The organism is Promicromonospora sp. Populi, from assembly GCF_041081105.1.
Classification (GTDB): domain Bacteria; phylum Actinomycetota; class Actinomycetes; order Actinomycetales; family Cellulomonadaceae; genus Promicromonospora.
Genome location: NZ_CP163528.1, coordinates 2,754,814 through 2,777,890, shown reverse-complemented (window position 1 = coordinate 2,777,890; position 23,077 = coordinate 2,754,814). Strand labels below are relative to the sequence as shown.

The 23,077-nt window shown below is 72.8% G+C and carries 16 protein-coding genes; 11 read left to right on the top strand and 5 right to left on the bottom strand.

Going from position 1 to position 23,077, the window contains the following annotated elements; translation table 11 throughout:
* Positions 1-9 precede the first annotated feature (9 nt).
* The gene (locus AB1046_RS12525; RefSeq protein ID WP_369369640.1) at positions 10-3,435 is read left to right on the top strand and encodes a glycosyltransferase; all 3,426 of its coding nucleotides are present in this window, start codon (positions 10-12) and stop codon (positions 3,433-3,435) included.
* A complete protein-coding gene (locus tag AB1046_RS12520) occupies positions 3,432-5,048 on the top strand; it encodes a DUF5719 family protein (RefSeq protein WP_369369639.1) in 1,617 nt (538 codons plus the stop codon). The genes AB1046_RS12525 and AB1046_RS12520 overlap by 4 nt, the downstream gene beginning before the upstream one ends.
* A 22-nt stretch (positions 5,049-5,070) precedes the next feature.
* On the opposite strand, the gene AB1046_RS12515 is transcribed toward AB1046_RS12520, so the two are convergent.
* On the bottom strand, positions 5,071-5,652 hold the full coding sequence (locus AB1046_RS12515) for a metallopeptidase family protein (protein WP_369369638.1): 582 nt from the start codon (positions 5,650-5,652) through the stop codon (positions 5,071-5,073).
* A gap of 151 nt (positions 5,653-5,803) precedes the next feature.
* On the opposite strand from AB1046_RS12515, the gene AB1046_RS12510 reads away from it, so the two are divergent.
* Positions 5,804-7,471, top strand: coding sequence for a DUF2142 domain-containing protein (locus AB1046_RS12510; RefSeq protein WP_369369637.1), 1,668 nt, complete (start codon positions 5,804-5,806; stop codon positions 7,469-7,471).
* A 1,309-nt stretch (positions 7,472-8,780) separates the two neighbouring features.
* On the opposite strand, the gene AB1046_RS12505 is transcribed toward AB1046_RS12510, so the two are convergent.
* Positions 8,781-10,436, bottom strand: coding sequence for a glycosyltransferase family 39 protein (locus tag AB1046_RS12505; RefSeq protein ID WP_369369636.1), 1,656 nt, complete (start codon positions 10,434-10,436; stop codon positions 8,781-8,783).
* 151 nt (positions 10,437-10,587) lie between these two features.
* Here AB1046_RS12505 and AB1046_RS12500 point away from each other — a divergent pair, with 151 nt between their 5' ends.
* From AB1046_RS12500 to AB1046_RS12485, 4 genes are all read left to right on the top strand, one after another.
* Complete coding sequence (locus AB1046_RS12500) at positions 10,588-11,646, top strand: glycosyltransferase family 2 protein (RefSeq protein WP_369369635.1); 1,059 nt, start codon at positions 10,588-10,590, stop codon at positions 11,644-11,646.
* Positions 11,646-12,767 (top strand): glycosyltransferase, encoded by a 1,122-nt coding sequence (locus AB1046_RS12495; protein WP_369369634.1) that lies wholly within the window; start codon positions 11,646-11,648, stop codon positions 12,765-12,767. The genes AB1046_RS12500 and AB1046_RS12495 overlap by 1 nt, the downstream gene beginning before the upstream one ends.
* Before the next feature lie 44 nt (positions 12,768-12,811).
* On the top strand, positions 12,812-13,648 hold the full coding sequence (locus tag AB1046_RS12490; protein WP_369369633.1) for a UPF0104 family protein: 837 nt from the start codon (positions 12,812-12,814) through the stop codon (positions 13,646-13,648).
* A 165-nt stretch (positions 13,649-13,813) separates the two neighbouring features.
* Positions 13,814-14,176, top strand: a complete 363-nt coding sequence (locus AB1046_RS12485) for a DUF3499 domain-containing protein (RefSeq protein WP_369369632.1) — start codon at positions 13,814-13,816, stop codon at positions 14,174-14,176.
* A gap of 19 nt (positions 14,177-14,195) precedes the next feature.
* Here AB1046_RS12485 and manA read toward each other — a convergent pair whose 3' ends face one another.
* Positions 14,196-15,464, bottom strand: a complete 1,269-nt coding sequence (gene manA / locus AB1046_RS12480) for a mannose-6-phosphate isomerase, class I (RefSeq protein ID WP_369369631.1) — start codon at positions 15,462-15,464, stop codon at positions 14,196-14,198.
* A 117-nt stretch (positions 15,465-15,581) separates the two neighbouring features.
* On the opposite strand from manA, the gene AB1046_RS12475 reads away from it, so the two are divergent.
* Together AB1046_RS12475 and AB1046_RS12470 are read left to right on the top strand one after the other, a co-directional pair.
* Positions 15,582-17,054: a phosphomannomutase/phosphoglucomutase gene (locus tag AB1046_RS12475; protein WP_369369630.1), complete on the top strand. Its 1,473-nt coding sequence runs from the start codon at positions 15,582-15,584 to the stop codon at positions 17,052-17,054.
* Positions 17,051-17,272: a Trm112 family protein gene (locus AB1046_RS12470; protein WP_369369629.1), complete on the top strand. Its 222-nt coding sequence runs from the start codon at positions 17,051-17,053 to the stop codon at positions 17,270-17,272. Before AB1046_RS12475 ends, AB1046_RS12470 begins: the two co-directional genes overlap by 4 nt.
* Before the next feature lie 13 nt (positions 17,273-17,285).
* On the opposite strand, the gene AB1046_RS12465 is transcribed toward AB1046_RS12470, so the two are convergent.
* Entirely contained in the window at positions 17,286-18,572 is a 1,287-nt protein-coding gene (locus AB1046_RS12465) for a SpoIID/LytB domain-containing protein (protein ID WP_369369628.1), read from the bottom strand.
* Between the two features lie 105 nt (positions 18,573-18,677).
* Between AB1046_RS12465 and AB1046_RS12460 the strand changes: the two genes are divergently transcribed.
* Positions 18,678-19,613: a hypothetical protein gene (locus AB1046_RS12460; protein WP_369369627.1), complete on the top strand. Its 936-nt coding sequence runs from the start codon at positions 18,678-18,680 to the stop codon at positions 19,611-19,613.
* 106 nt (positions 19,614-19,719) lie between these two features.
* Positions 19,720-21,066, top strand: a complete 1,347-nt coding sequence (locus tag AB1046_RS12455; RefSeq protein WP_369369626.1) for a polysaccharide pyruvyl transferase family protein — start codon at positions 19,720-19,722, stop codon at positions 21,064-21,066.
* A 97-nt stretch (positions 21,067-21,163) separates the two neighbouring features.
* On the opposite strand, the gene AB1046_RS12450 is transcribed toward AB1046_RS12455, so the two are convergent.
* A complete protein-coding gene (locus AB1046_RS12450) occupies positions 21,164-23,074 on the bottom strand; it encodes a glycosyltransferase (protein ID WP_369369625.1) in 1,911 nt (636 codons plus the stop codon).
* Positions 23,075-23,077: the final 3 nt, after the last annotated feature.

The window sequence follows — 23,077 nt, the reverse complement described above, 5'->3', positions numbered from 1 at the left end:
TGAAGCGAGATGAGCGCTCCACACACCGACAGCCTGTCGGCTCCCAGCCCGGACCGGGGCCCCCACGAGGCCGTGGTGGGACCGGTGTGGGCCAAGGTCCCCGCCCAGCCGTCCACCCTCGCCCCGGTAGCGGTCACGGTGACCGCCGTGGTGGTGACCCGCGGCAGCAGTCCCTACCTCGCCGCAACGCTCGCGGCGCTGCGGAACCAGTCCCGCACCCCGGACTCCGTTGTGGTGGTCGACGTCGACACCGCCCCCGCGACGTCGGGTCACCAGGACCTGCAGCTCGGCGGCGCCCGGTACCTGGCCGGTGCGGGCGCCCGCACCTTCGGTGACGCCATCACGGCCGCGCTCGCCGCGATCGGTACCCCGGAGCGCGGCTGGCTCTGGCTCCTGCACGACGACTCCGCCCCGGCCCCCGGCGCCCTGGCCGCGCTCACGCGTTCGGTGGAGCACTCCAACGCGGTGGCCGTGGCGGGCTGCAAGCAGCGGCGCTGGGAGACGGGCCCGGACGGGGTGCCGCTCGACCCGGAGGTGTCCGACCGGGGGGTGCTCGTCGAGGTGGGCCACACCGTCTCGCCGCTCGGCCGCCGGATGACGGGGATCGACGACACGGAGATCGACCAGGGCCAGCACGACGCGCGCGAGGACGTCCTCGCCGTCGGGCTCGCCGGGGCGCTGGTCCGCGCGTCGGTGTGGCACGAGGTCGGCGGCACCGACCCGGCCTACGGGCAGTTCGGGGACTCGACCGACTTCTGCCGCCGGGTGCGGCTCGCCGGCCACCGCGTCGTTGTTGTGCCCGACGCCGTGGTGCGGCACGCGCAGGTCGCCCTGCACACGCCCGGGTCGGCCGGCGCGCGCCGCCGCGGCCAGCTGCACCTGCGGCTGACGTCGGTAGCGCCCTGGCTGCTGCCGTTCGCGATGCTCGCGATGGTGGTGTGGGCGCCGTTCGCCGCGAGCTACCGGCTGGCCATGAAGCACCCCGACCGAGCGCGCGACGAGTTGTTCGCGCCGCTGTGGGCGGTGTTCCGGCTGGGTCGCCTGCTGCGTACCCGACGCCGGATCGCGCGCACCTCGACGGTGCCGCGCAGCGTGCTGCGGCCCCTGCTGGGCACCTGGCGCGAGGTCGCCGCGGAGCGGCGCGACAAGCGGCTCGCCCGCGGGGAGGCCATAAGGGTCGACGCCGCGCCGTCCGAGCTGGAGCAGGCCGAGCTGCAGGTCCTGGCCGTCCGGCGGCGCTCGGCGCTCGGCGTGGTCGTGCTGTCTGCCGTGGGCCTGGCCGCCGTGCTGTTCGGGCCTGCACTGGGCGCGCTCGCGGCGGGCGGCCGGCTGGTCGGCGGGGCGCTGCTCCCCGCGAGCGGGTCGACGGCGTCCGCCTGGTCGGCAGCGTCGTCCGGCTGGGTACGCGACGGCCTCGGCGCCGCGGCGCCCGCGGACCCGCTGCTGTTTGTGCTGACGGGCGTGTCGGCGCTGGTGGGCGGGTCGCTGCAGCACGCGGTGGACGCGATGCTCCTGCTGGCGCTGCCGGTCGCCGCGATCGGCGCCTGGGCCGCCGCGGGCACCGTGACGCGCTCGGTGTGGCTGCGGGCGCTCGCGGCACTCGCGTGGACGGTCGCCCCGGCGTTCCTGGGGGCGCTGGACGGCGGCCTGCTCGGCGCCGTCGTGGCGCACACGCTGCTGCCCTGGACGGCTGTCGCGCTGGTGCGCGCGGTGGGCGCCCAGGCGGTCGACCGGCTCGGGCCGCCGGACGGCGCCGTCGTGGAGGAGGTCGGCGCCGCCGCGCGTCCGGTCCGGACCGGCTCCGCGTCGCTCGGTGCTGTGGGCGCGGGCGGGCTGCTGCTCGCCTGTGTCGTGGCAGGCGCGCCCGCGCTGCTGCCGGCCGCCGTCCTGGTGCTGGCCGGTGCCACGCTCATCGCGCCGCATCGCCGCGGCTACCTGGCCCTCACGATCGCGCCCGCGCTCGTGGTCGGCGCCCCGCTGTGGTGGACGGCGCTGCGCGACGGCGACCGCGGCCTCCTGACCGCCGAGCCGCTCGCCGGTCCCGGCGTCCCGGCGCAGGGGAACGCCTCGGGTCTTGAGCTGCTGCTCGGCCTACCGGCCTCGCCCACGCCCTGGTTCGACGTGCCCGACGGCGGCGGCGCGCTCCTCGTGGTCCGTGCCGTCGTGGCGGCCGGCCCGTGGGCGGCGGGAGTGCTGCTGCTCGCGCTGGCGGTGCTCGGTCTGGTGGCCGCGCTCCTCGGGATCGGCCGCAAGGAGGCTGCGGGCGCCGCAAGGCATCTCGCGGCCACGTCGCTGGTGGGCTGGCTGGTCGCGGCCGCGGGGCTCGCCGTGGCGGTCGTCGCGAGGTATGACGGCCGGTGGTCCGGCCCCGGGCTGTCGCTGCTGCTCCTCGGCCTGGGCACCGCCGCCCTCGCGGGGGCGGGCCTGCTCGCAGCCCACGGCGTGGCGTGGCGTGGCGCCCGTGGTGCGGCGCGGCGGGTAGCGGTAGTCGCACTCGTGACGGTCGGGGTGCTGCTCCCCGCCGCGCAGGCGGCCGCCTGGCTGTCCGGCTCCGGGAACATCGCGGACGGCGGTCGGGCCGGGATGCTGCACGTGACCACAGACCCGGTGGTGCCCGCCGTCGGTCAGCAGATGCAGGCACCGCCCAGGCAGGCGCGGGTGCTCGAGGTCGGGTTCTCCTCAGAGGCTGACGGCACCGTGGAGTACGCGCTCCTGCGGGCCGACGGCTCGCAGCTCGCCGATACATCGGTGGCGGCCAGGGTGGCCGCGGACGCCGACGCGGCCCAGAACGCCGACGCGGCCCAGAACGCGGACGAGGACCAGGCCGCCGGCCCGACCGGCACGCTGGACGCGGCGGTCGCCGCGCTCGTCTCGGGCACGACCGACGGTGTGCCGCAGCAGCTGGCGGGCCTGGGGATCGGCGCGGTGCAGGTCCGCACCGGCGGCGACACCAGCGCGGGTACGGACGCCGGGTCGGGGCGCACCGCGGGTGACCTCGTGGCGACCCTCGACATGGTGCCCGGCATGAGCCGAGTGACCGAGGGGCAGGCGGTCTCCGTCTGGCGCGTCGCCCCTGCCGACGAGCCCGCACCCGGCTGGGCACGCATCGAGGAGGCCGGCCGCACGCGGCAGCTGCTGCCTTCGGCCGGTACGACGGTCCGGGGCGATGTGCCGGCGGGCGGCGCGGCGCGCGTCGTCGTGCTGGCGGAGGCCGCCGGGTCGGGCTGGCACGCCACCCTCGACGGGCGCCGGCTGGAGCCGGTAGCGGCGGACCGGACCGACGGCCTGCAGGCCTTCACGCTGGGTGCCGACGCGGGGCACCTCGTGGTCCGGTACGAGGCCCCGCACCGCACCGCATGGCTGGTGCTCACGACGTTCACGCTGGTGGTCTTCGCCCTCCTGGCCCTGCCGGTGGGCCGCAGGAGGATTCGATGAAGCGCACGAGGTCCACGGTCCCGCCGGCCGCCCGGCGGGCAGCGGCAGCGGTGGGCGGCCTGCTGTGCGCGATGGCAGTAACGGCCCTCGCCCTTACGGACGGCACCGGGCACGTCCCGGCGCTCGCCGCGGATGACTCGCACGCCGTCCCCGTGGCCGCTGCCGAGACCGGGCTGGTCTGCCCGATGCCGGCGGAGCTGGCCCAGCCGGAGGTCGGCGACGACGAGTTCAGCGCGACGCCGGTCGAGACCACCACGTCGCTGACCGCGGCGGTGCTGGGCGGGGCCGCAGGGGAGGTGCCCTCGATCACCACGCTCGACGGGGCGCAGTCCGCGGAGCTCACTGGCCCGCTGGAGGCGGGCTCCGACGCCGAGGTGCGTGCGGGCGAGCTGGCCGGGGCCCGGCAGCTCCGGGTGACCCCCGGCAGCGCGACCTACGCCACCGGGACGGTCGCCTCCGTGACCACCGACGGTGACCTGCGCGGCCTGGTCGCCGGGCCGTGCACCCTGCCCGCCGTCGAGCACTGGCTGGTGGGTGGCAGCACCTCGGTCGGTTCGAGCGGCCGCCTGGTGCTGCAGAACCCTGGACGCACGCCGGCCACCGTGACGCTGCAGGCCTGGGGCGCGTCCGGGCCGGTGGTGCTCGGCAGCCAGTCGCTCGTCGTCGTGCCGCCGGGGGAGCAGGTGGTCACCATGCTGGAGGCCATCGCACCCGACCAGGGCCGGCTCGCGCTGCATGTCACCGCCGAGGGCGGACGAGTGGGCGCCTACGTGCAGCACCACCGGATCGACGGGCTGGTGCCCGCGGGTGCCGACCTGATCGTGGCCGGTGGCGCGCCCGCGTCCACGACGGCGGTGCCGGGTGTGCTCAGCACCGGCGAGGCGGTCGACGACCCGCACGCGCCACGCCTCGACCTGCTGGCGCCCGGCGCCGAGGCCGGCACGGCGCACCTCGCGGTGCTCGGCCCCGACGGTCCGGTCCGGCTGCGCGGCGGCGAGGAGGTGGCCCTCGAACCCGGCCAGGTCACCACCCTGCCGCTCGGCGGGCTACCGGAGGGTGCCTACACGGTGGTCGTGGACGCCGACGTGCCAGTCGTCGCCGGCGCGGCCCTGGACCGCCAGGGCAGCGCCGCCGGGAGCGAGGGTGTGGCCGCGGTTCTCGACGACGACCCGTACGACCGGGCCTGGCTGCCCGGGCAGGTGGTGCCCGCGACGGGCGCCGTGGCCGACGGCGCGGTCGCGATCCCGTCCGACGCCGACTACGCGGTGACGCTGAGCGGCGTGCCCGACGAGCGCGACCCCGAGCAGATCGAGGACGCGTCGGGCGCCGCCGAGGTGACGCTCCGCGGCGTCGGGCCGGACGGCGAGGAGGCCTGGACGCGCACGGTCGAGGTGCCCACCGGGGGCACGGTCGAGCTGGGGTCGTCCGAGCTGGCGGAGCTCGGTGACACCGTGGCGGTGGTCGCGGAGCAGAGTGCCGCGGGGCCCGGGGTCGTGTGGTCGGTACGCCTGGTAGACACCGGCGACCCGTCGCTCTTCTCGGTGCTGGCACCCACGGCGCCGCTCGCGGCCGGCGGGGACGTGCGGGTGCGCCGCGTGGACGCCGTCGGCTAGGTCTGACCCCGAACCCGGACCCTCAGGACCGCTCGCCGAAGTTCGGGTCTATCTCCTCCGGCGTGCGGGCGAGCAGGTGGGCCACCTGCTCGACCACGACGTCGCGCACCAGGTCGGCGAGGTCGTCCGTGTCGAACGCCCGGACCTCTACGGGGCGGCGGTAGACCACCACGCGCCCGGGGCGCCCGGAGTCCGCGGGGAAGAACCGGCCCAGCGGCACACCGCCGTCCTCCCACGGTGCGGGGTCCGACGGCGGCACGTCCTCCACCGCGAACTCGGTGCCGCGCAGGTGAGCCGCCCACGTGCGGTCGAGGTCGTCGACGACGTCGAGCACGAGGTCGTCGAACCGCTGGGCGCGCGTGCGGTGCGCCGGCGAGCCGGGCGGGAGCATCGGGCCGCGCAGGCCTCTGCCGCGCCGGTCCCTGCGCCGGGGGCCGAACGCCCCGGGCGCCTGGCCGGGCTCACCGGTGGGGGTGGCTGCGAGCCGGAGCAGGTCGGCCTGCGTGGCCTTGGGGCCGGCGGCCGAGCTGCTGGCGGAGCCACTGGCAGGGGCGGGGCCGCGGCCCGACCGCCGGTTCCGGCCACGAGGAGAGAACGGAGGCACCCACTGACGATACGTCCGATCGGCGCAGTGGTTGGTCACCGCCACGAAGTCGGGGCGATACGTGGAGCAATGGACCGGACTCGGTGCAGGTTGTAGCGCAGGGAGGGCGCAGCGGGGGCGGGTCCGGTGCCCAGGCCCCTATCCTGTGCGTGTGCGCGACGATCCTGCCGAGGCGGCGTACCGCCGGGCTCTTGTTCTGATCACTGCGCTCGTCGCGCTGGTCGGTGTGCTCTGGGCGGTCCTGACCCCGGCGTTCCGGGCTCCCGACGAGCCACAGCACGTGAACAGCGTGCTCCGGCTCGCGTACGGCGGCGGCTGGCCCGCGGCCGGCGAGGCGCTGGTGGGACCAGCCGTCACCGAGGCGCGTGAGCAGGCGGCGCTGGCGACGGACGTCCCCGGCCGGCATCTCGACCGAGTCGGCGTGCCCCCGTTCGTCGACGCCCAGCCCACCAGGGACGACGAGCGCGTAGTGGTCACCAGCGAGAACGCCCTCGCCGACCCGCTGCCGCCCGGGACCGACACGAGTGGGCTGGACGTCGAGGTAGTAGACCAGATGACGCAGCACCCGCCGCTGTACTACGCGGTGGCGGCCGGCGTGCTGCACGCCACGGGGATGGCCGAGGCGCGGTGGGACCTGCAGCTCCTGACACTGCGGCTGTTCGACGTCGCCCTCCTGCTTCCCCTGCCGCTGCTGACCGCCGCGGCCGTGCGCCGGCTGGTCGACTCGCGCCCGGCGGCACTCGTCGCGGCGTCGTTCACGCTGTTCGTGCCGCAGGTGGGCCACATCATGGGCAGCGTCACCAACGACGCGCTCATCACGCTCACGGGCGCGGTGACCGGATACCTGTGCGCCCGGGTCCTCACGGGCGACCTGCGGCTGCGGACGGCGGCCGGGATCGGCGTCGCGGTCGGCGTCGGCCTGCTCACCAAGGTCATGGCGGCGTTCGCGCTGCCCGTGGTCGTGGCCGCGTACCTGGTGGCCTCCGGCCCGCGCGGCCGGCGGGTGGCCGGTGTGCTCGTCGCCGGTGCTGCGGCCTTCGCGATCGGCGGCTGGTGGTGGCTGCGCAACCTGCTGGTGCTGGGGACGGTGCAGCCCGTCGGCATCCCGGACCGGTTCCTCGACGACCCGGAGCCGAACGGCCTCTGGTACTTCGTGCGGACCGTGGTCACCAGCCTGACCCGGTCGTTCTTCGGCAACTTCGGCTGGCTGGAGATCCGCCTGCCCGACGTCGTCTTCTGGACCGCCGCCGTTGTGGTGGCTGGTCTGTGCGCGGCAGCGGTGGTGCGGGGTCCCGCGCGGCGCGCGATCGCCGTCCTGCTGCTGCTGCCGGTGGCGCTCTGGTGCGGCGTCCTGGTCAACGCCTGGCCGGACTACGCGGCGCACGGGTGGATCTCGGCTGTGCAGGGGCGGTACCTGTTCGCGGGCCTGCTGGCCCTGGCGGCCGGGACCGGGGTGGGCCTGCTCGCGCTCCTGGGGCCGCGCCTGCGCGAAGCGGTGCCCTGGGTGACCGGCGCGGCGTGCGCGGCCGCGGCGAGCGGGCTCGCGTACGGGTTCTGGGGCTTCTACCAGGGGCCGGGGCAGTCGGTGGCCGACGCCGCGGCGCGCTGGGCCGGGTGGAGCCCCCTGAGCGGCCTTCAGCTCGCGCTGGTCGTCTCGGTGGTCGTGGTGGTGGGTGCCGCCGCGGTGGTGGCGTCCGGACGGTTCGCGCGGGTCATACCGATCTCCCGGACGGCTCTGAGCGCGAGCGCCGCCGAGCAGACAACCGCGGCGGCCGCGGCGACACCCACCACGGCGGCGGGCAGCGGCAGCTCGCTGTAGAGCCCCGGCTTCGCTGGTGTGGCCAGCTCGACCGACAGCCAGACGGCGAGGTCGAGCAGGGTCACCGCGGTCCAGGCGGGTACGAGCAGGCGGGGCCGCACGGCCAGGCCCGCTGCGATCCCCAGGCACAGGGGGACCGACACGACCAGCAGGTATCGCGGGTAGACACCGCCGCTGTTGGCGGCGTACGCGACCTGGACCGAGACCGAGACGAGCACCGCGATGACCGGCAGGGCGCCGGCCAGCGACGCTTCGACCAGCGATGTGCGGCGTCGGACCGCCGTGACCAGCGCGATCACCAGGGGCGTCCAGACGAGCAGCGTCGCGGTGACCACGAGCGTGGTGACCGTGAGCGGTGTGGTCGGCGGCAGGCGCCCGGCCCACCAGAACAGGTCGGGCAGGCGAGCCCAGGTCACCGGGTCGATCAGCACCGCCCACACCGGGCGCTCCGTCCGGTTCTGGTTCGCCAGCGCCCAGTCGAAGTGTGAGCCGGTGATGGTGCCGGTCAGCGCCAGGTTGCGCAGGTAGAACCAGCCGCTTGTGGCCAGCACGGCCCCCGGACCGGCCAGCGCGAGGGCGACCACGTGCCCCCACCTGCCCTTGCCCCGTGCGGCTCGGATCGCCCCCGCCGCCAGGGCGACACCCGCCACCACGGCGGCAATCATGGCGGCGGACAGCCGGGTGAGCGCGCACGCCGCCGCGACGAGGGAGATCAGGGCGATCAGCCGCGCGTCGAGCCCGCGCCGGACTGCCGTCCCGGCCAGCCCGAACAGGACGGTGACCAGGACGGCGGCCAGCAGGTCGTTGTAGGCGCTGCCGCCCACGTGCGCGGCGGCGGCCATGGCGCCCGCGAGGAAGCCGACGAGCGGCGGCAGCACGCTGCCCGGCCGGGCCAGGCGCCGGGCGCTCCACCAGGCCGCGAGCACAAAGACCCCGCTGAGCAGCACGTTCACGCCGCGCGCGGCGTAGACCGCGGCGACGGGTTGCCCGGCGTCCGCCAGCGGGCCCACCAGCGGGGCGATCAGCAGGTAGTACAGCGGCGGGTGCTGGGCGGTCCACTGCACGGGGGCGAGCCACGCGCCGTCGGGCCGCAGTTCCAGGCCCTCCTCGAAGACGGGCAGCTCGCCGTGCCAGACCTGGTAGGCGTAGTCGACGTGTGGCGGCTCGTCGCCGGTCGCGTAGGGCGGGTCGGCGAGCGCGACGGTCAGGGCCAGCAGCAGACCGGAGAGCACCGCGGCGAGGACGGCGAGCCGCTCCGCCCGTCCGTCGAGGCGGGGGGAGAGCTGGGCAAGGAAGCGGGTCATGCGGATCATGCGGCCAGCATCGGGTCGGCGCCCACCGGGGCGGGACTGCCGGGCCGCCGCTCCCCGAGGGCGGTGCGGGCGAGCGACCCGGCTACGACGAGAGTCAGGGCCAGGCCGGCCGCGACCAGTGCCACGAGCACAACGCTCGGGAACGCGTACCAGTGGCCGACGGCGGCCAGCGCCTGGGCGAACGCTCCCGGCCCGTCGTCGCGCGGCATCCAGTACAGGCGCCAGGCGTCGCGCTGGAAGGTCAGGTGCATGCCGGCCGCCAGGACCAGCAGCGCCAGGGGCACCGCCCGGCGCCACGCGGGCCGCAGCACCGCGGCGCCGGCGACCGCGACGACCATCAGGCCCACCAGGCCCGGGTACAGGTAGCGGCCCTGCAGGGCGGCGCCGAAGTCGTGGAAGGCGGCGAACTGCTGCCACGACCCGCGGGCGACGATCCCTGCCAGCGCAGGCACGGGGAACAGCAGCACGAGCGCGACGAGCCGGGGCACCGGGCGGCGCACCAGGGCGGCGACGATCCCGGCGAGGACCACTACCAGCGCCACGCGGGCCATCCACCAGGAGGCATCCAGCTCGGGCTGCCACAGATAAGCGTGCATCGGTCCGGGCGCGTGGTCCTGCACGAAGAACAGCGTAGTCATACGCTCGGCGAACCGCCCGAGCCAGGTGATGCCGCCGTCGGACCACCCGTAGACCGGGGTGAGGTCCGGCGGGGTGGCGTGCGTGCCGTGCGGCTGCAGCATGCCGTGGACCACCACGTTGCGTACCCACCAGGCCAGACCGGGCAGGGTGCAGACCGCGACCACCAGCAGTGACACCGCGGCGGCGCGGAGCCGTTCGCGGTGCGTCCACGCGGCGACGAGGTAGGCCAGGGCGATCCACGCGGGGAACATCAGAGCGAGGCCTTTGGTCAGGAGCGCGAGCGTGGTGACGAGCCCGAGCAGTGCGGCAGTGCGGCGGCTGAGGTCCCCGGTGAGGACCCGGACCACCAGCAGCGTGGCGCACGCCCCGAGGACCACCAGGAGGTTGTCGTTGTTGACCGCCGACTCCAGGTGCGTCAGCTCGGGGACCGCGAGCGGCACGAGCGAGGCGGCGACCGGGAGCGGCTCGGGGAGCCGCAGCCGGCGCGCGGCAGCGAACAGCAGCAGGGGCAGCGGCAGCGCGAGCAGCGCGTTCCACCAGCGCAGGGTCAGCCACACCTGGTCCATCGGCGCGTCCTGCCAGTCGGGCACCAGCGAGACCACACCCGCGCCGAGCAGGTAGTACAGCGGCGGGTGCTGGACGAGCTGGTTGAACACCGGCTGGATGCCGCCCCTGGCCGTCTCGGTGGTCAGCGTTGCGGACCCGCCGGCCTCGAGGTACGAGGGGCGCTGGTCACGCGGCGGCAGGTCCTGGCGGTCCGCCAGGTGGAGCGGCCCGTCGAGGCTGTCGGACTCGACGAACCCGCCCGCCGTCACCCCCTGGGTGACGAACGAGGTGCCCGGCCCGGGCCACGGCCAGGCGTCGCCCTGCCGCACCTGGAGGATGAGGTCCACGTGCTGGCGCTCGTCGGGTGAGCGAACATTGGGGAAGACGGCAGTCGAGACGAGCATGACCGCGAGGTGCAGGAGCATGATCAGCCACACGACGACCGGGACCGTGCGGGGTCGGGTCACGCGAGCAGAGTAGCCGCGCCCTGGGGGCCGGTCGGGGTTGTGTGGTCACGGCCCTATAACAGTCATTCAATGGCACACAGCGTTCACACTCTGGTCATCTGCCGCTTATACGCTTGTGACGCCACTCACTGCTAATTGAAAGCACAGGGCCATGAAGCTGTTTGTGCAGATTCCTTGCTTGAACGAGGAAGAAACTCTTCCTCTGGTGCTTGCCACGATTCCCAGGAATATCCCAGGAATCGATGAGATTGAAATCCTGGTCATCGATGACGGGTCCACAGACGGCACTGTTGAAGTCGCGCGTCGCCTAGGCGTGCGTCACTTCGTGCACCACCCCAGGAACATGGGGCTGGCCCGGTCGTTCAGGGACGGCGTCGACTACGCGCTGCGGCACGGTGCGGACATCGTCGTGAACACCGACGGTGACAACCAGTACCCGCAGGAACGGATCGGCGACCTGGTGGAGCCCGTGGTGCTCGGCGACGCCGACATCGTGATCGCGGACCGGCAGACCGGCACCATCGAGCACTTCTCCCCGCTGAAGAAGACGCTGCAGAAGGTGGGCAGCGAGGTCGTGAACTTCGCCGCCGGCACCGACCTGCCCGACGCCGCCAGCGGCTTCCGCGCCTACTCGCGCTCGGCGCTGATGCGGCTCAACGTCGTCACGCAGTTCAGCTACTGCATGGAGACGATCATCCAGGCCGGGAACAAGCGGCTGCGGATCGAGAGCGTGCCGGTCACCACGAACGCGAAGACCCGCGAGTCGCGGCTCTTCACGAGCATGTGGCAGCACATCGGCAAGTCGGCGCAGGCGATCAGCCGGTCCTACGTGATGTTCAAGCCGCACACGGTGTTCATCACGCTCGGGCTGCTGTTCGCGCTCGGCGCGGCGATCCCCTTCGGCCGGTACGCCGTGCTCCTCGCGGAGGGCACCGGCGGGCAGCACATCCAGTCGATAGTGCTCGGGGCGACCTCCATGGTGGGGGCGCTGCTCAGCTTTGCCCTCCTTGTGCTGGCCGACCTGCAACGCACCAACCGGGTGCTGCTCGAGGAGACGCTGGAACGCCTCAAGGAGGTCCAGTACGGCACGACGGCGGCATCCGACCCCCGCACCGACCCCCGCACCGTCCGTCGCACTGTGCCCATCGACCGGGCGCAGCCCTCCGGGCCTTCCGACACCGGCCTCGCGGACGTCCCGGCGGGCGTGTAGTGATCGCGTTCGGCACCTACGACGCCGCACGGCACCCCCGCATCGCCGTCCTCGTCGCCGGGCTGCGCGCCCACGGGGTGAAGGTCACCGAGCTGAACCATCCCCTCGGCCTGACCACCGCCGAACGCGTGCGTATGCTCCAGCAGCCGTGGCGGCTGCCGGTGCTGGTGGGTCGCCTGCTGCGCTGCTGGGCCGCTCTTGTGCGCGACGCCGTGCGCCTGCGGCGCGCGGAGGGCCGGCCCGCGGCGGTGCTCGTCGGATACCTGGGGCACTTCGACGTGGTCCTGGCGCGGCTGCTCTACCCGCGCTCGGTGGTGGTGCTCGACCACCTCGTCTTCGCCGGTGACACGGCGACGGACCGCGGGGCCGCGGGCCTGCGCGTACGGCTGCTGACCGGGCTGGACCGCCTGGCCGTCGCGTGCGCCGACGTCGTCGTGACCGATACCGAGGAGCATCGACAGATGCTGGCCGACCCGGACAAGGGTGTGGTCGTGCTGGTCGGCGCCCCGGACGCATGGCGGACGGCGGGCGAGGAAGCGACTCGCGAGGGCTCGACCAGCGCGAGCTCGACCAGCGCGAGCGAGCTGTCCGTCGTCTTCTTCGGGCTGTACACCCCGCTGCAGGGCGCCCCCGTCATCGCCGAGGCGGTGCGCGACGCCGTCGCGGCAGGCGCCGCGCTGCGCGTGACGATGGTCGGCGCCGGCCAGGACCTGCCCGAGACGCGCGAGATCCTGGCGCAGACTCCGGGCGTGACCTGGCACGACTGGGTCGAGCCCGACGCACTGCCCGCCCTCGTCGCCGGGCACCAGGTCTGCCTGGGCATCTTCAGCGATACCCCGAAGGGCATGCGCGTGGTGCCGAACAAGGTGTACCAGGGGCTCGCGGCGGGCTGCGTCGTCGTCACCTCGGACACCCCGCCCCAGCGACGGGCGCTGGGGGAGAACGTCGAGCTGGTCCCGGTGGCGAACCCCGGGGCGCTCGCCGCCCGGCTGGCCGAGCTCGGCGACCCCGCCGTGCTCGCGATCGCCCGCGAGCGTGCGGCACGCGGCCGGAGGAGGATCCGTCCTCAGGTGGTCACCGAGCCGCTGGCCGCCCGGCTGCGCGACCGGGGCGCGTTGTGAGCGCCGAGGCCGCGAGCCGTACTGCGAGCCCCGGGCAGAGGCTCGTGCGGGGAACCCTCGCCGTGCTGCGGTCCCGGTGGGTGCGGTGGGGCTTCCTCGTGATCGCGCTCGGGCTGGCCGTCTGGTACGTGCTGAGCAACCGTGCGCCCCTGCTCCGCGCGGCGGCCGACCTGTCCGCGACGGAGCTGGTGGGCGTCGCCGTCCTGGGTGCCGTGTACGTGTGGTGCACGCTGCTGGCCTGGCGCGCGATCCTCGCCGACCTGGGTTCGCCGCTCTCGCTGCGCAGCGCGGTCACGGTGTTCGGGATCAGCCAGCTCGGCAAGTACGTGCCGGGCGGCGTGTGGAACGTCGTCGCCGCCGCGGAGGTGGGAGCGGGCCACAGTGTGCCGCGCAGCCGGTCGGCCGCGTCCATGCTGGTGGCCGTCGCCGTATCGGTAGCTTCCGGTGCAGCGGTGGGCGCGGCGGCGCTGCCGTTCGTCTCCGCCGGCGCGCTGGGCGCGTGGTCCTGGGTGGTGTGGGTGGCGCCCCTCGTCGTTGTTGTGCTCGTCCCGCCGGTGCTGAACCGGCTGATCGGGCTGGCCGTGCGGGTCGCCGGGCGTGGCGCGCTGGAGCACCCGATGACGTGGGGCGGCCTGGGCCGTGCCGCCGCCTGGTCGGTTGCCGGGTGGCTGGTGGCCGGGCTGCAGCTGTGGGTGCTCTGCACCGGGCTCGGTATGCCGCTGACGGCCCGGACCTTCGCCCTGGCGACCGGCGGCTGGGCGCTCGCCTGGACCGCGGGGTTCCTGTTCGTGGTCGCGCCGGCCGGGCCGGCGTGCGCGAGGTGGTGCTCGCCGCGGTGCTCGCTGGGGCACTGCCGGGGCCTGCGGCGGGGCTGGCGGTAATCGTCAGCAGGGTGGTCCTGACGGTGGTCGACCTGGCCTTCGCGGGAGCGGGCCTGCTGCTCGCGCGCGGGGTTCGCCGTCGTGCCGCCGCACCCCCGCCGTTACGCCCCTGATTGCCCGGCGTGTTCGGCGCGTCACGCCCGGTCAGCGGCGTACTCTCGGCGCGTGAGATCGGTGAGACAGTGTTCGCGCTCGGCCTGCACCAACGCGGCCGTAGCGACGCTCACATACGTGTACGCGGACTCGACAGCGGTACTGGGCCCGCTTGCGCACCTGGCTGAGCCCCACAGCTACGACCTGTGCGCGGAGCACGCCGCGCGGCTGACGGCGCCGCGCGGCTGGGAAGTACTGCGCCTCATGCCGGAGTTCGAGGACGCCGGGCCGAGCCCGGACGACCTGTCGGCCCTGGCCGACGCCGTCCGCGAGGCCGGACGGGTGCGCCGCCCGGCGGAGCCGCCGTCGGTCACGGAGACAGCGCGCCGAGGGCACCTAAGAGTCCTCCGCGCGGACGACGACAACACAGCCTGACGCCCACAACCAACGCGACCTACGGGACCCAGGCGCAGACCGCGTGGCCCGCGCCCGAGAGCTCCAGGTTGCCCGCGTCGTGCGGGACGAAGACCGAGTCGCCCTGGGCCAGGCGCTGCGGCCCTGCCTCGGAGCGGTCGGCGGCCAGCTCCAGCTCGCCGTCCAGGCACAGCAGGATGCGCGGGCCCGTTGCGGGCAGCGCGACCGGCTCGGTCGGGTCGACGTCGGCCGTCGTGAGCGCGAACTCCGTAACCGGCACGCGGTAGGTGTGCACCTGGCCGCGGCTGCCCGACGTCGTGATCTCGGGGGCGGACGGCTGCTGCGGGGCGAACGACGTGCAGTGGACGAGGTTCTCCTCGTCGACGAGCTTGGTGGTCAGCCCGGCGCGCAGCACGTTGTCGGAGCTGGCCATGATCTCGATGCCCAGCCCGGACAGGTAGGCGTGCACCACGCCCGCGGGCGTGAACGCCGCCTCGCCCGGCTCGAGCGAGAACCGGTTGAGCATGAGGGACGCGATGGCGCCCGGGTCGCCGGGGTGCTGCTCGGCGAGATCGATCACCGTGCGGTCGGCGCGCTCGAACGGGGAGCCGGCCGCCAGGCGGGCCCGCACCGAGTCGAGGGTGTCCTGGATGTCGGCGGCGCAGGCCTCGTCGGCGCGCGCGGACAGCAGGTGGTTGAACGCCTCGCGCATGCCGTCGTGGCTGCGGTCGTGCAGCAGCGCGGTGCGGACGGCGTCGACCATCTTGCCCGACAGGCCGTCCAGCACGTCCAGGATGATGCGCGGCGTGCGGAAGCCCGCCAGCCCCTCGAACTGCGACAGCGCGACGATCATCTCGGGCTTGTGCTGGTCGTCCTTGAACGACCGCTTCGGCGAGTTGAGCCCCATCCCGGCCTTGTTCTCGCGGGCGAAGCCCTCCCGGGCCTGCCGTGGCGAGGGGTGCACCTGCAGGGACAGCGCCTTGCGCGCGGCCAGCACCTTGAGCAGGTAAGGGAGGCGCGGGCCGAACTGCTCCGCGACCCGGTGGCCGAGCGTCTGCACGGGCGCCTCGCGGACCAGGCGGTCGAGGGCGACCTCGTCAGCTGCGTCGTCGCCGGTGCCCGCGCCGTCGCGCAGGATCCGGCTGACCGACGGCGCGCTGGCGTGCGCGCCGAGCCACATCTCCGCCTGCGGCTCCCCGTCGGGCTCGGCACTGAGCAGGTTCGGGATCGCGTCGACGGAACCCCAGTCGTACCGCTGGATCTTGTTGGTCAGCGGGAGCGGGGCGTGGAATTGGGCGACGGCTAGCACCGCGCAAGGATAGCCCCCAGATACGACCCGGTTCTGGAGAAGGTGTGCGCGGACGGGGTGCGCGGGCGGGCTCCTGCACTGCTCGGCCGACGTCGCGGCGCCGCGTACGCTGACCGTGTGACTGTGGACCTCAGCCGAGTGATCAAGGCATACGACGTGCGTGGCGTCGTCCCCGACGAGCTGTCGCCGGAGGTGGCGCGGGCTCTGGGAGCGGCGTTCGCCAGGGTGGTGGTGATCCCCGACGCCGCCCCGGGCGACTCCGGGCGACCCGGAACCGTGATCGGCCGCGACATGCGGGACTCCGGCCCAGAGCTGGTGGACGCGTTCGCGCAGGGCCTGACCTCGGCCGGCGTGGACGTGACGCTGATCGGGCTGTGCTCGACCGACGGCCTGTACTTCGCATCGGGGCAGCTGGACCTCCCGGGCGCGATGTTCACCGCGAGCCACAACCCGGCCCGCTACAACGGGATCAAGCTGTGCCGGTCGGGCGCCCGCCCCGTGGGGCAGGAGACCGGCCTGGCTGAGGTCCGGGAGCTGGCCCAGGGTTATCTCGACGGCGAGGTCCCGGAGCCGGTGTCCGACGTCGGGCAGATCAGCGAAAAGGACCTGCTCGCGGACTACGCCGGATTCCTGCGCTCGCTGGTGGACCTGTCCGCGGCACGGCCGCTCAAGGTGGTCGTCGACGCGGGCAACGGAATGGGGGGCCTCACCGTGCCCGCCGTCCTCGGCGACGCCGCGGGCCTGCCCGGGCTGCCGCTGCAGATCGTGCCGCTGTTCTTCGAGCTGGACGGCACCTTCCCCAACCACGAGGCCAACCCGCTGGAGCCGAGCAACCTGATCGACCTGCAGGCTGCCGTCGTGGCGAACGAGGCGGACCTGGGCCTCGCGTTCGACGGCGACGCCGACCGGTGCTTCGTCGTGGACGAGCGCGGCGGCGCCGTCTCGCCGTCGGCGATCACCGCCCTGGTGGGGCTGGCCGAGGTCACCAAGGAGCTGGCCGCGGGCCGCACCCCCACGGTGATCCACAACCTCATCACCTCGCGCGCGGTCCCGGACCTGCTGTCCTCGGCCGGCGCGACGACGGTGCGCACCCGCGTGGGCCACTCCTTCATCAAGGCGCAGATGGCCGAGCACGGCGCGGTGTTCGGCGGGGAGCACAGCGCCCACTACTACTTCCGCGACTTCTGGTTCGCGGACACCGGCATGCTGGCGGCCCTGCACGTCCTGGCCGCGCTGAGCACGCAGGACCACACGATGTCCGAGCTGGCCGAGATGTTCGAGCCCTATTACGGCTCGGGGGAGATCAACTCGACAGTGCCCGACGCCGCTGCCGCCACCGAGCGGGTGCTCGACGCCTACCGGGCGGCCTACCCGGGGATCGTCGTCGACACGCTCGACGGAGTCACCGTGTCGCACTGGGACTCCCACCCGCAGTGGTGGTTCAACCTGCGCGCGTCCAACACCGAGCCCCTGCTGCGGCTCAACGTCGAGGCCGTCGACGAGGACATCATGGAGAAGGTGCGCGACGACGTCCTGTCGCTCGTGCGTGAGTCGGCCGACGGCCCGACCGAGGGAGAAGAGGTCCTGTGAGCACCGCCAAGCCCGTGAGCACGACCAAGAGCGAACCGCTGGAGCCGTGGGTGCGCGAGATCCTGCGCTGCCCCGTCACCGGGGCGACCCTGGTGGACGGCGTCGGGCCCGGCGGTGAGCCGGAGCTGCACTCGACCGACGCCGAGCGGCCGCTCGCCTACCCGGTGCGCGACGGTATCCCGGTCCTGCTGGAGTCGGACGCCCGCCCGCTCAGCTAGCGGTGCGCACACGTCAGCCCGCGCGGATGGCCGTGAACCAGGAGGACGGCACGCTGCCCCGGACGGTGCGTGCGCCGACCACTGACCGGACCTTGTCGGCCTTGCCCGAGATGCTCTTGGTGGCCCCGTTCGGTGACTTCGCCACCAGCGTCTTGGCCTGACCGCTCGAGTACCGGTCCGTGACGCGGATCGACGCGACGCTGCCCAGCCCGAACAGCTTCCGCGCCTGGGCCTGCGTGATCCCGCGCTCCCAGCTCGCATACTTGTTGCCGGGCGCAGCCTTCGAGTACGGGTCGGTGACCGACCGCTCGTACCGGACCACCGACGACCACACGTCCTCCGAGTTCGCTGTGCGGCCGCCGCTGGAGGAGTAGTAGTGGGTGGTGACCGTCCTGCCGCCATGCATCAGGACGCTCCCTCTGGTGAGCGAGGTGCTGGTCGAGTTGACCGCCTTGCGCCAGTTCTCGCTCGCGAAGCCGGACGCCTTCTTCCACCCGGAGAACTGCTGGTTCCGCACGTCGTCCACGACGTGGCACCGGCACGTGCGGTTCCAGCTCCTCATCTTCACCACCGCATACGACCGGGCGACGACGGCCTGGGCGCGCAGCGCCTGCTGGCCACCGGTCTTGCCCCAGGAGGCGGGCATCTCGGCGAGCCCGTACAGGTACTGGGTGTTGAGCCGCAGCCGGTTGACGATGTTCGCCACGCCCTTCGACGCGCTCAGCAGTAGCCGCCCGTACCGGTAGGAGCCGTGCGCGCCGGCGATGGTCACCGTCGCCGGGCTCGCGCCGGGCTTGAAATAGGGAGTGCCTGCCCACTGCAGCACCAGCTGGTCGTGTTTATGGGTCACGCCGTCCGGGGTGCGCACCGCGACGTCGCCCTTCGACGTCGAGACGCCCAGCGTGCCCGCCGGGCCGGAGGCGACGGTCCGCTCACCCACGCGCAGCCGCCACCCGCCGCCGCTCACCTTGACCTTCGTGGCCTTGGTGTCGGCGTAGCCCGAGAACGAATAAGGCTCCGGCCCGTAGACCTGGACGTCGATCAGCGCCTTGGTGGTCACCGGCGCAGCCACGGTGTTCCGGTAGTAGTGGGCCAGTATCCCGGTGGCGGAGCTGCCCCGCCGGGACATCTCGTAGGCGCCGTACTGCGGCATCCCGATGCCGTGCCCATAGCCGGAACCCACGATCACGAACCTGTCGGGCACCGCCGCGCTTGCGGTTCCTGGGGCTGCGACGAGCGACGTGGCCGCCAGGACGAGCGCCAGGAGCAGGCGGCCCCAGTGGTGCGATGGGATGTTCATTGTGCTCCCTTTTCCTCCTGCCTACTGTGCATCACGACGGCACAGAAGGCACCCGGGGGCCGCATGTATCCTCGGGGCGTCATCCGTCCCGAAAGGCTGATTCCCGTGAAGCACCTCGTCCTGCACGTGGGCGCCCACAAGACCGGCACGACGCTGGTCCAGAAGGCGCTGCGTGCGAATCGAGAGGCGATCGCCCGGCGCGGCTACGACGTGCTGATCCGGAACGATTTCGACGATCTCACCGAGGGCTACCACACCCGGTGGCGTCGTCGGGGCGCGCGGCTCGGCAACGTGACGAGGGCCTTCGAGATGGTCCGGGACGCGGCGACGCACGAGAGCCTGGTCATCTCACACGAGGACATCCTGGCCTCGGTGCACTCGTTCCGGACCGGCCCGCTGTACGGGCCCGCGGACAGCGTGCTGCGGATCGCCCACGACGTGCTGCAGCCGGAGCGCACCACGGTGCTGCTGTACGTGCGCCGCCAGGACCGGTTCGTCGAGAGCTCTTACCTGCAGACGGTCCGGGTGGGCTCCACAAAGTCCTTCCCGGAGTTCATGGAGCCCGTGATCCCCGAGAACCTGCGGTGGGACCACCTGGTCGAGAAGATCAAGGCGTCGATCCCGGCGGGCTCGGAGGTACGCGTCAACTACTTCGAGGGGATCAAGGAGCTGCACACGCGGCCGTTCGTGCGGGAGTTCTTCCAGCAGACCGGTCTCGACGTCGCGCCGAAGTTCTCCTTCGACACCGAGGCGGTCAACCGCGGGTACTCTGATTCGGCGCTGAAGCTCGCGCTCGTCGGCAACGCCGAGCTCGAGGTGGAGGACCGCCGCAAGCTGCGGTTGTTCCTCGACGCCAACTTCTCTAACGTGACCCATCGGTCGCCGCTGCTTCTGACCACCGAGCAGCGGGAGGAGATGCTGACCGCGCTCGCGCCGTCGAACAAGGCGCTGCACGAGCTGGTGACGAGCGGCCTCACCGAGGGCGCGGCGGACCTAGCAGTAAACAGGGGCGAATCGCCCTATCTCCCCGGCGGGAAGTGACCCGACCCGCCCACGACGTTCCGCCGTCCCGACGGCGGGCTTGGCAGATCTGACCACAGTGATCAAGGATGGTGCCCGTGCATTCCAAGAACCGGCGCGTGACACGATGAAGCGACTTCGGCTGTTCCACTTCGACATCAAGACCTACGGCAACTACGGGGACACCCTGCTGTTCGAGACCGTACGCGAGCTCTTCGAGGGCTTCGCGGGCGGGGACGCTTTCGAGATCGTCCAGAGCAGGCAGCTGCGTGACCCCGTGACGCCGCGCCTTGTCGACTTCATCAACGAGAACGTCGATGCCGTAGTCATCGGCGGCGGTGGCCTCTTCCTCAGCGACACGAACCCGAACCAGCGCTCCGGCTGGCAGTGGAACATCTCGCTCGACCAGCTGCGCCGCATCGAGAAGCCGCTGATCATCTTCGCCGTCGGCAACAACCGGTTCATCGACCAGGCCGACTTCGCGGACCCGTTCCGCGAGCACGTCAACCTGACGCTCGAGAAGTCGGTGTTCTTCGGCCTGCGCAACCACGGTTCCGTCGAGACCATCAAGCCCTACATCGCCGAGGCCAACCGGGACCGGGTCACTTACCAGCCCTGCCCGACGACGCTGTCGTCCTTCCTGTACCCGGACCTGTTCCAGGACGAGATCCCGCACGAGCGCCGCATCTCGGCCGAGTCGATCGTGGGCAAGCGCCAGGCCCGCGCCGGGTTCGACGCCGACAAGATCTACGCGGACCAGGTCGACGTCCTGGAGAAGCTCTCCGGCGAGGGCTGGCGGATCGAGAGCGTGCCGCACGCGCGTGCCGACATGGGCTTCCACGACCGGCTCACGGAGCGCGGCGTCGTCAGCAGCGAGCATGTCCTGTGGGGCAACCGCGACGTCCTGTACCAGGGCATCGAGTACTTCGCCGGCCTGCCGATCATCCTTGGCACGCGCGGTCACGCGCAGATGGTGCCGTTCGGCATGGGCACGATCCCGCTGTCCCTGTACGTGCACCACAAGATCCGCTACTTCGCGACCGACATCGGCCACGCGGAGTGGGCGATCGACCCCCGCCAGGACGACTTCCAGGACACCCTGTACAAGACCATCAACGAGGCCCACGAGCGCCAGCCTGAGCTGCGCAAGGAGCTCGCCGACGTCCGCCAGGGTTTCTTCGACACGTCGCTGGACAACCTCACCGGCATCTACAAGAGCCTCACGGGCGAGACGATCACGCCGTCGTTCCGCGCGCTGACGCCGCCGGAGCGCCGCACCGCGGCGCGCGCGTACGACTCCTCCATGCGGTTCGACAAGCTGGAGCAGGACAACGGCCGGCTCAAGCGCGAGCTGACCAAGGCACGCAAGGACCTCGAGGCCGCCGGTGTCGCCGTCGGCGAACCGCGCAGGTCGGTGACCGCGGGCCTGCGCCGGCGGCTGCGGCCGCTGCGCAAGAAGCTCGCCGGCAACTGACGGGCCAGCCCGGGCGGGCCTTGCCCGGGTAGAAGCAGCCGGAAACGACGCTGGGGCGGTGCGAACCACTTGGTTCGCACCGCCCCAGCGTCGTCTCTCAGGTGAGCTTCTTCTTGATGGAGCGCGCCTGCGCCAGCATCATGTCCCGCATCACGCTGCGGCGCGGGTCGATGGCGTAGGCCTGCTTGAGGACCCGCGCGCAGTCGTCGTGCCGGCCCAGGCGGCGGTACGCCTTGGCGAGCTCGCGCAGCTCGCCCGACGTCAGCTCGCGCTCGGAGACCACTGCCTCGAGGACGCGGACGGCCTCGCTCGCCTTGTTTGTCCGGTTGGCCTGCTGGGCCTGCCGGAACGGGCTGTTGCTGCCCGCCTCCGGCGGCTTGCCGCCCGCCGCGGTGTGGCGCAGCTCGCGCACCAGCTCGTTCTTCTCCCAGTCCGAGAGGTAGTCGAGCCAGGCGAAGTCCAGCTGGTCGTACCGCTCGCCCTTCGACGTCGGCTCCCACGGCTTGCGACCCACGTAGTGGAGGACCTTGACGTCCTCGTCGTTGAACACCTGCGGGTGGTGGGAGTAGATGCGCTTGGTGGTGTTGTACTCCAGGGGCAGCTTGCGCCAGTCGGAGAAGAACTGGTTGAGGAAGCCCTGGTCACCGCCGTCGTACGACGTCGTGTGGCCGAGCTGCGACATCATCTTCTCGAACATCCCGTGCGACGGGTTCACCGCGAAGACGCCGGAGTTGAACACGTTGCCGTCGGGCAGGTCGAGGCCCGCATCGGGCACCGCGGCGAAGTCGTCGCCCTCGAACAGGTCGTCCAGGCTCCCCTTCACGACGGTGTCGCTGTCGAGGTAGACGAGGCGGTCGAAGAAGTCGAGCCGGAACACGTGCAGCTTCGTGTATGTCATCGCGAAGCGCGCCTGGATCTTGTTGCCGCCCGAGTTCATCGGGTTCCGGATGCCGGGGATCTGGATGGTCCGGATGTCGCTGGCTGCCAGGGCGGCGCGGTCTGCGTCGGGCGTCACGAGCGCGATCAGCGGGACGTCCGAGTGCTCGCGCAGCGAGTTCGCCAGGGCGCGCGCGCCGTGGTGGTACGAACCGGAGACCACGGTGACGTACGCGCACTTGCGGCCGTTGATCTCCTTCCACAGCGGGCCGTCGACCTTGGGGACGATGACGGAGGTGTCCTCGCCGACCTCGGGGAGCTCGAGGTCCAGGGTGTCCTTGGACACCGCGAGCGTCGGCACGGCCTCGGGGGTCAGGTGCGGACGCTCGGTCAGGTCGTCGGCCTGCGGCACGAACAGGTGCAGCGTGTCCGACTGGCTCACGGAACGGATGGTCGCGTCCGGGAACTCGGCGATGCAGGAGCGCAGGAACGCGAGGTCCGAGTCCAGGCCGTGCGCGGACTCGTAGCCCGGCGTGAGGTCCTTGTCCTTGAGCGCGGACTCCGCGGCCTGCGTGACCGTGTAGCCGTACCGGCTGTCCTTGGACTCGTACAGGTCGACACCCGCGAGGTAGACCTCGCGGAAGCCGACGCCGAGGCCGAACGCCAGGGCCTGCAGGCCAGTGGTGGGCAGGCCCGGCCGGCTCATGAAGGCACGGGCGAGACGGGGGTGCCGGGCCGGGATGGACCAGGAGTCCAGCTCCTCGACCCCGTGCATCGGCTCCAGGCCGTACTTGTCGCCGTCGCGGTTCGCGGCGTGGCGCATCGGGCTGAGGATCCGGCGTACGTCGTAGCGTCCCGCGCGTACCTCCTCCTGCAGCAGCTTCTCCAGCTTCTCGTTCGGGATGGCGCTGAAGTACGCGTCCACCCGGTCGCCGAAGTGGTAGTTGCTCTCCAGGAAGAACCAGTTCATCCGGAAGACGACCGCATCCGCAGGGATCCGGTGGTAGGGAGGCATAGCCGACGACGGTCCGTTGCCGACGATGAGCAGGGGCCTGTCGATCAGGTCGGCGAACGATGCGATCTCCGCGTCGCCCGGTTCACGGCCGAGCGGCACGCTCCGCATGGTGGGCATCGA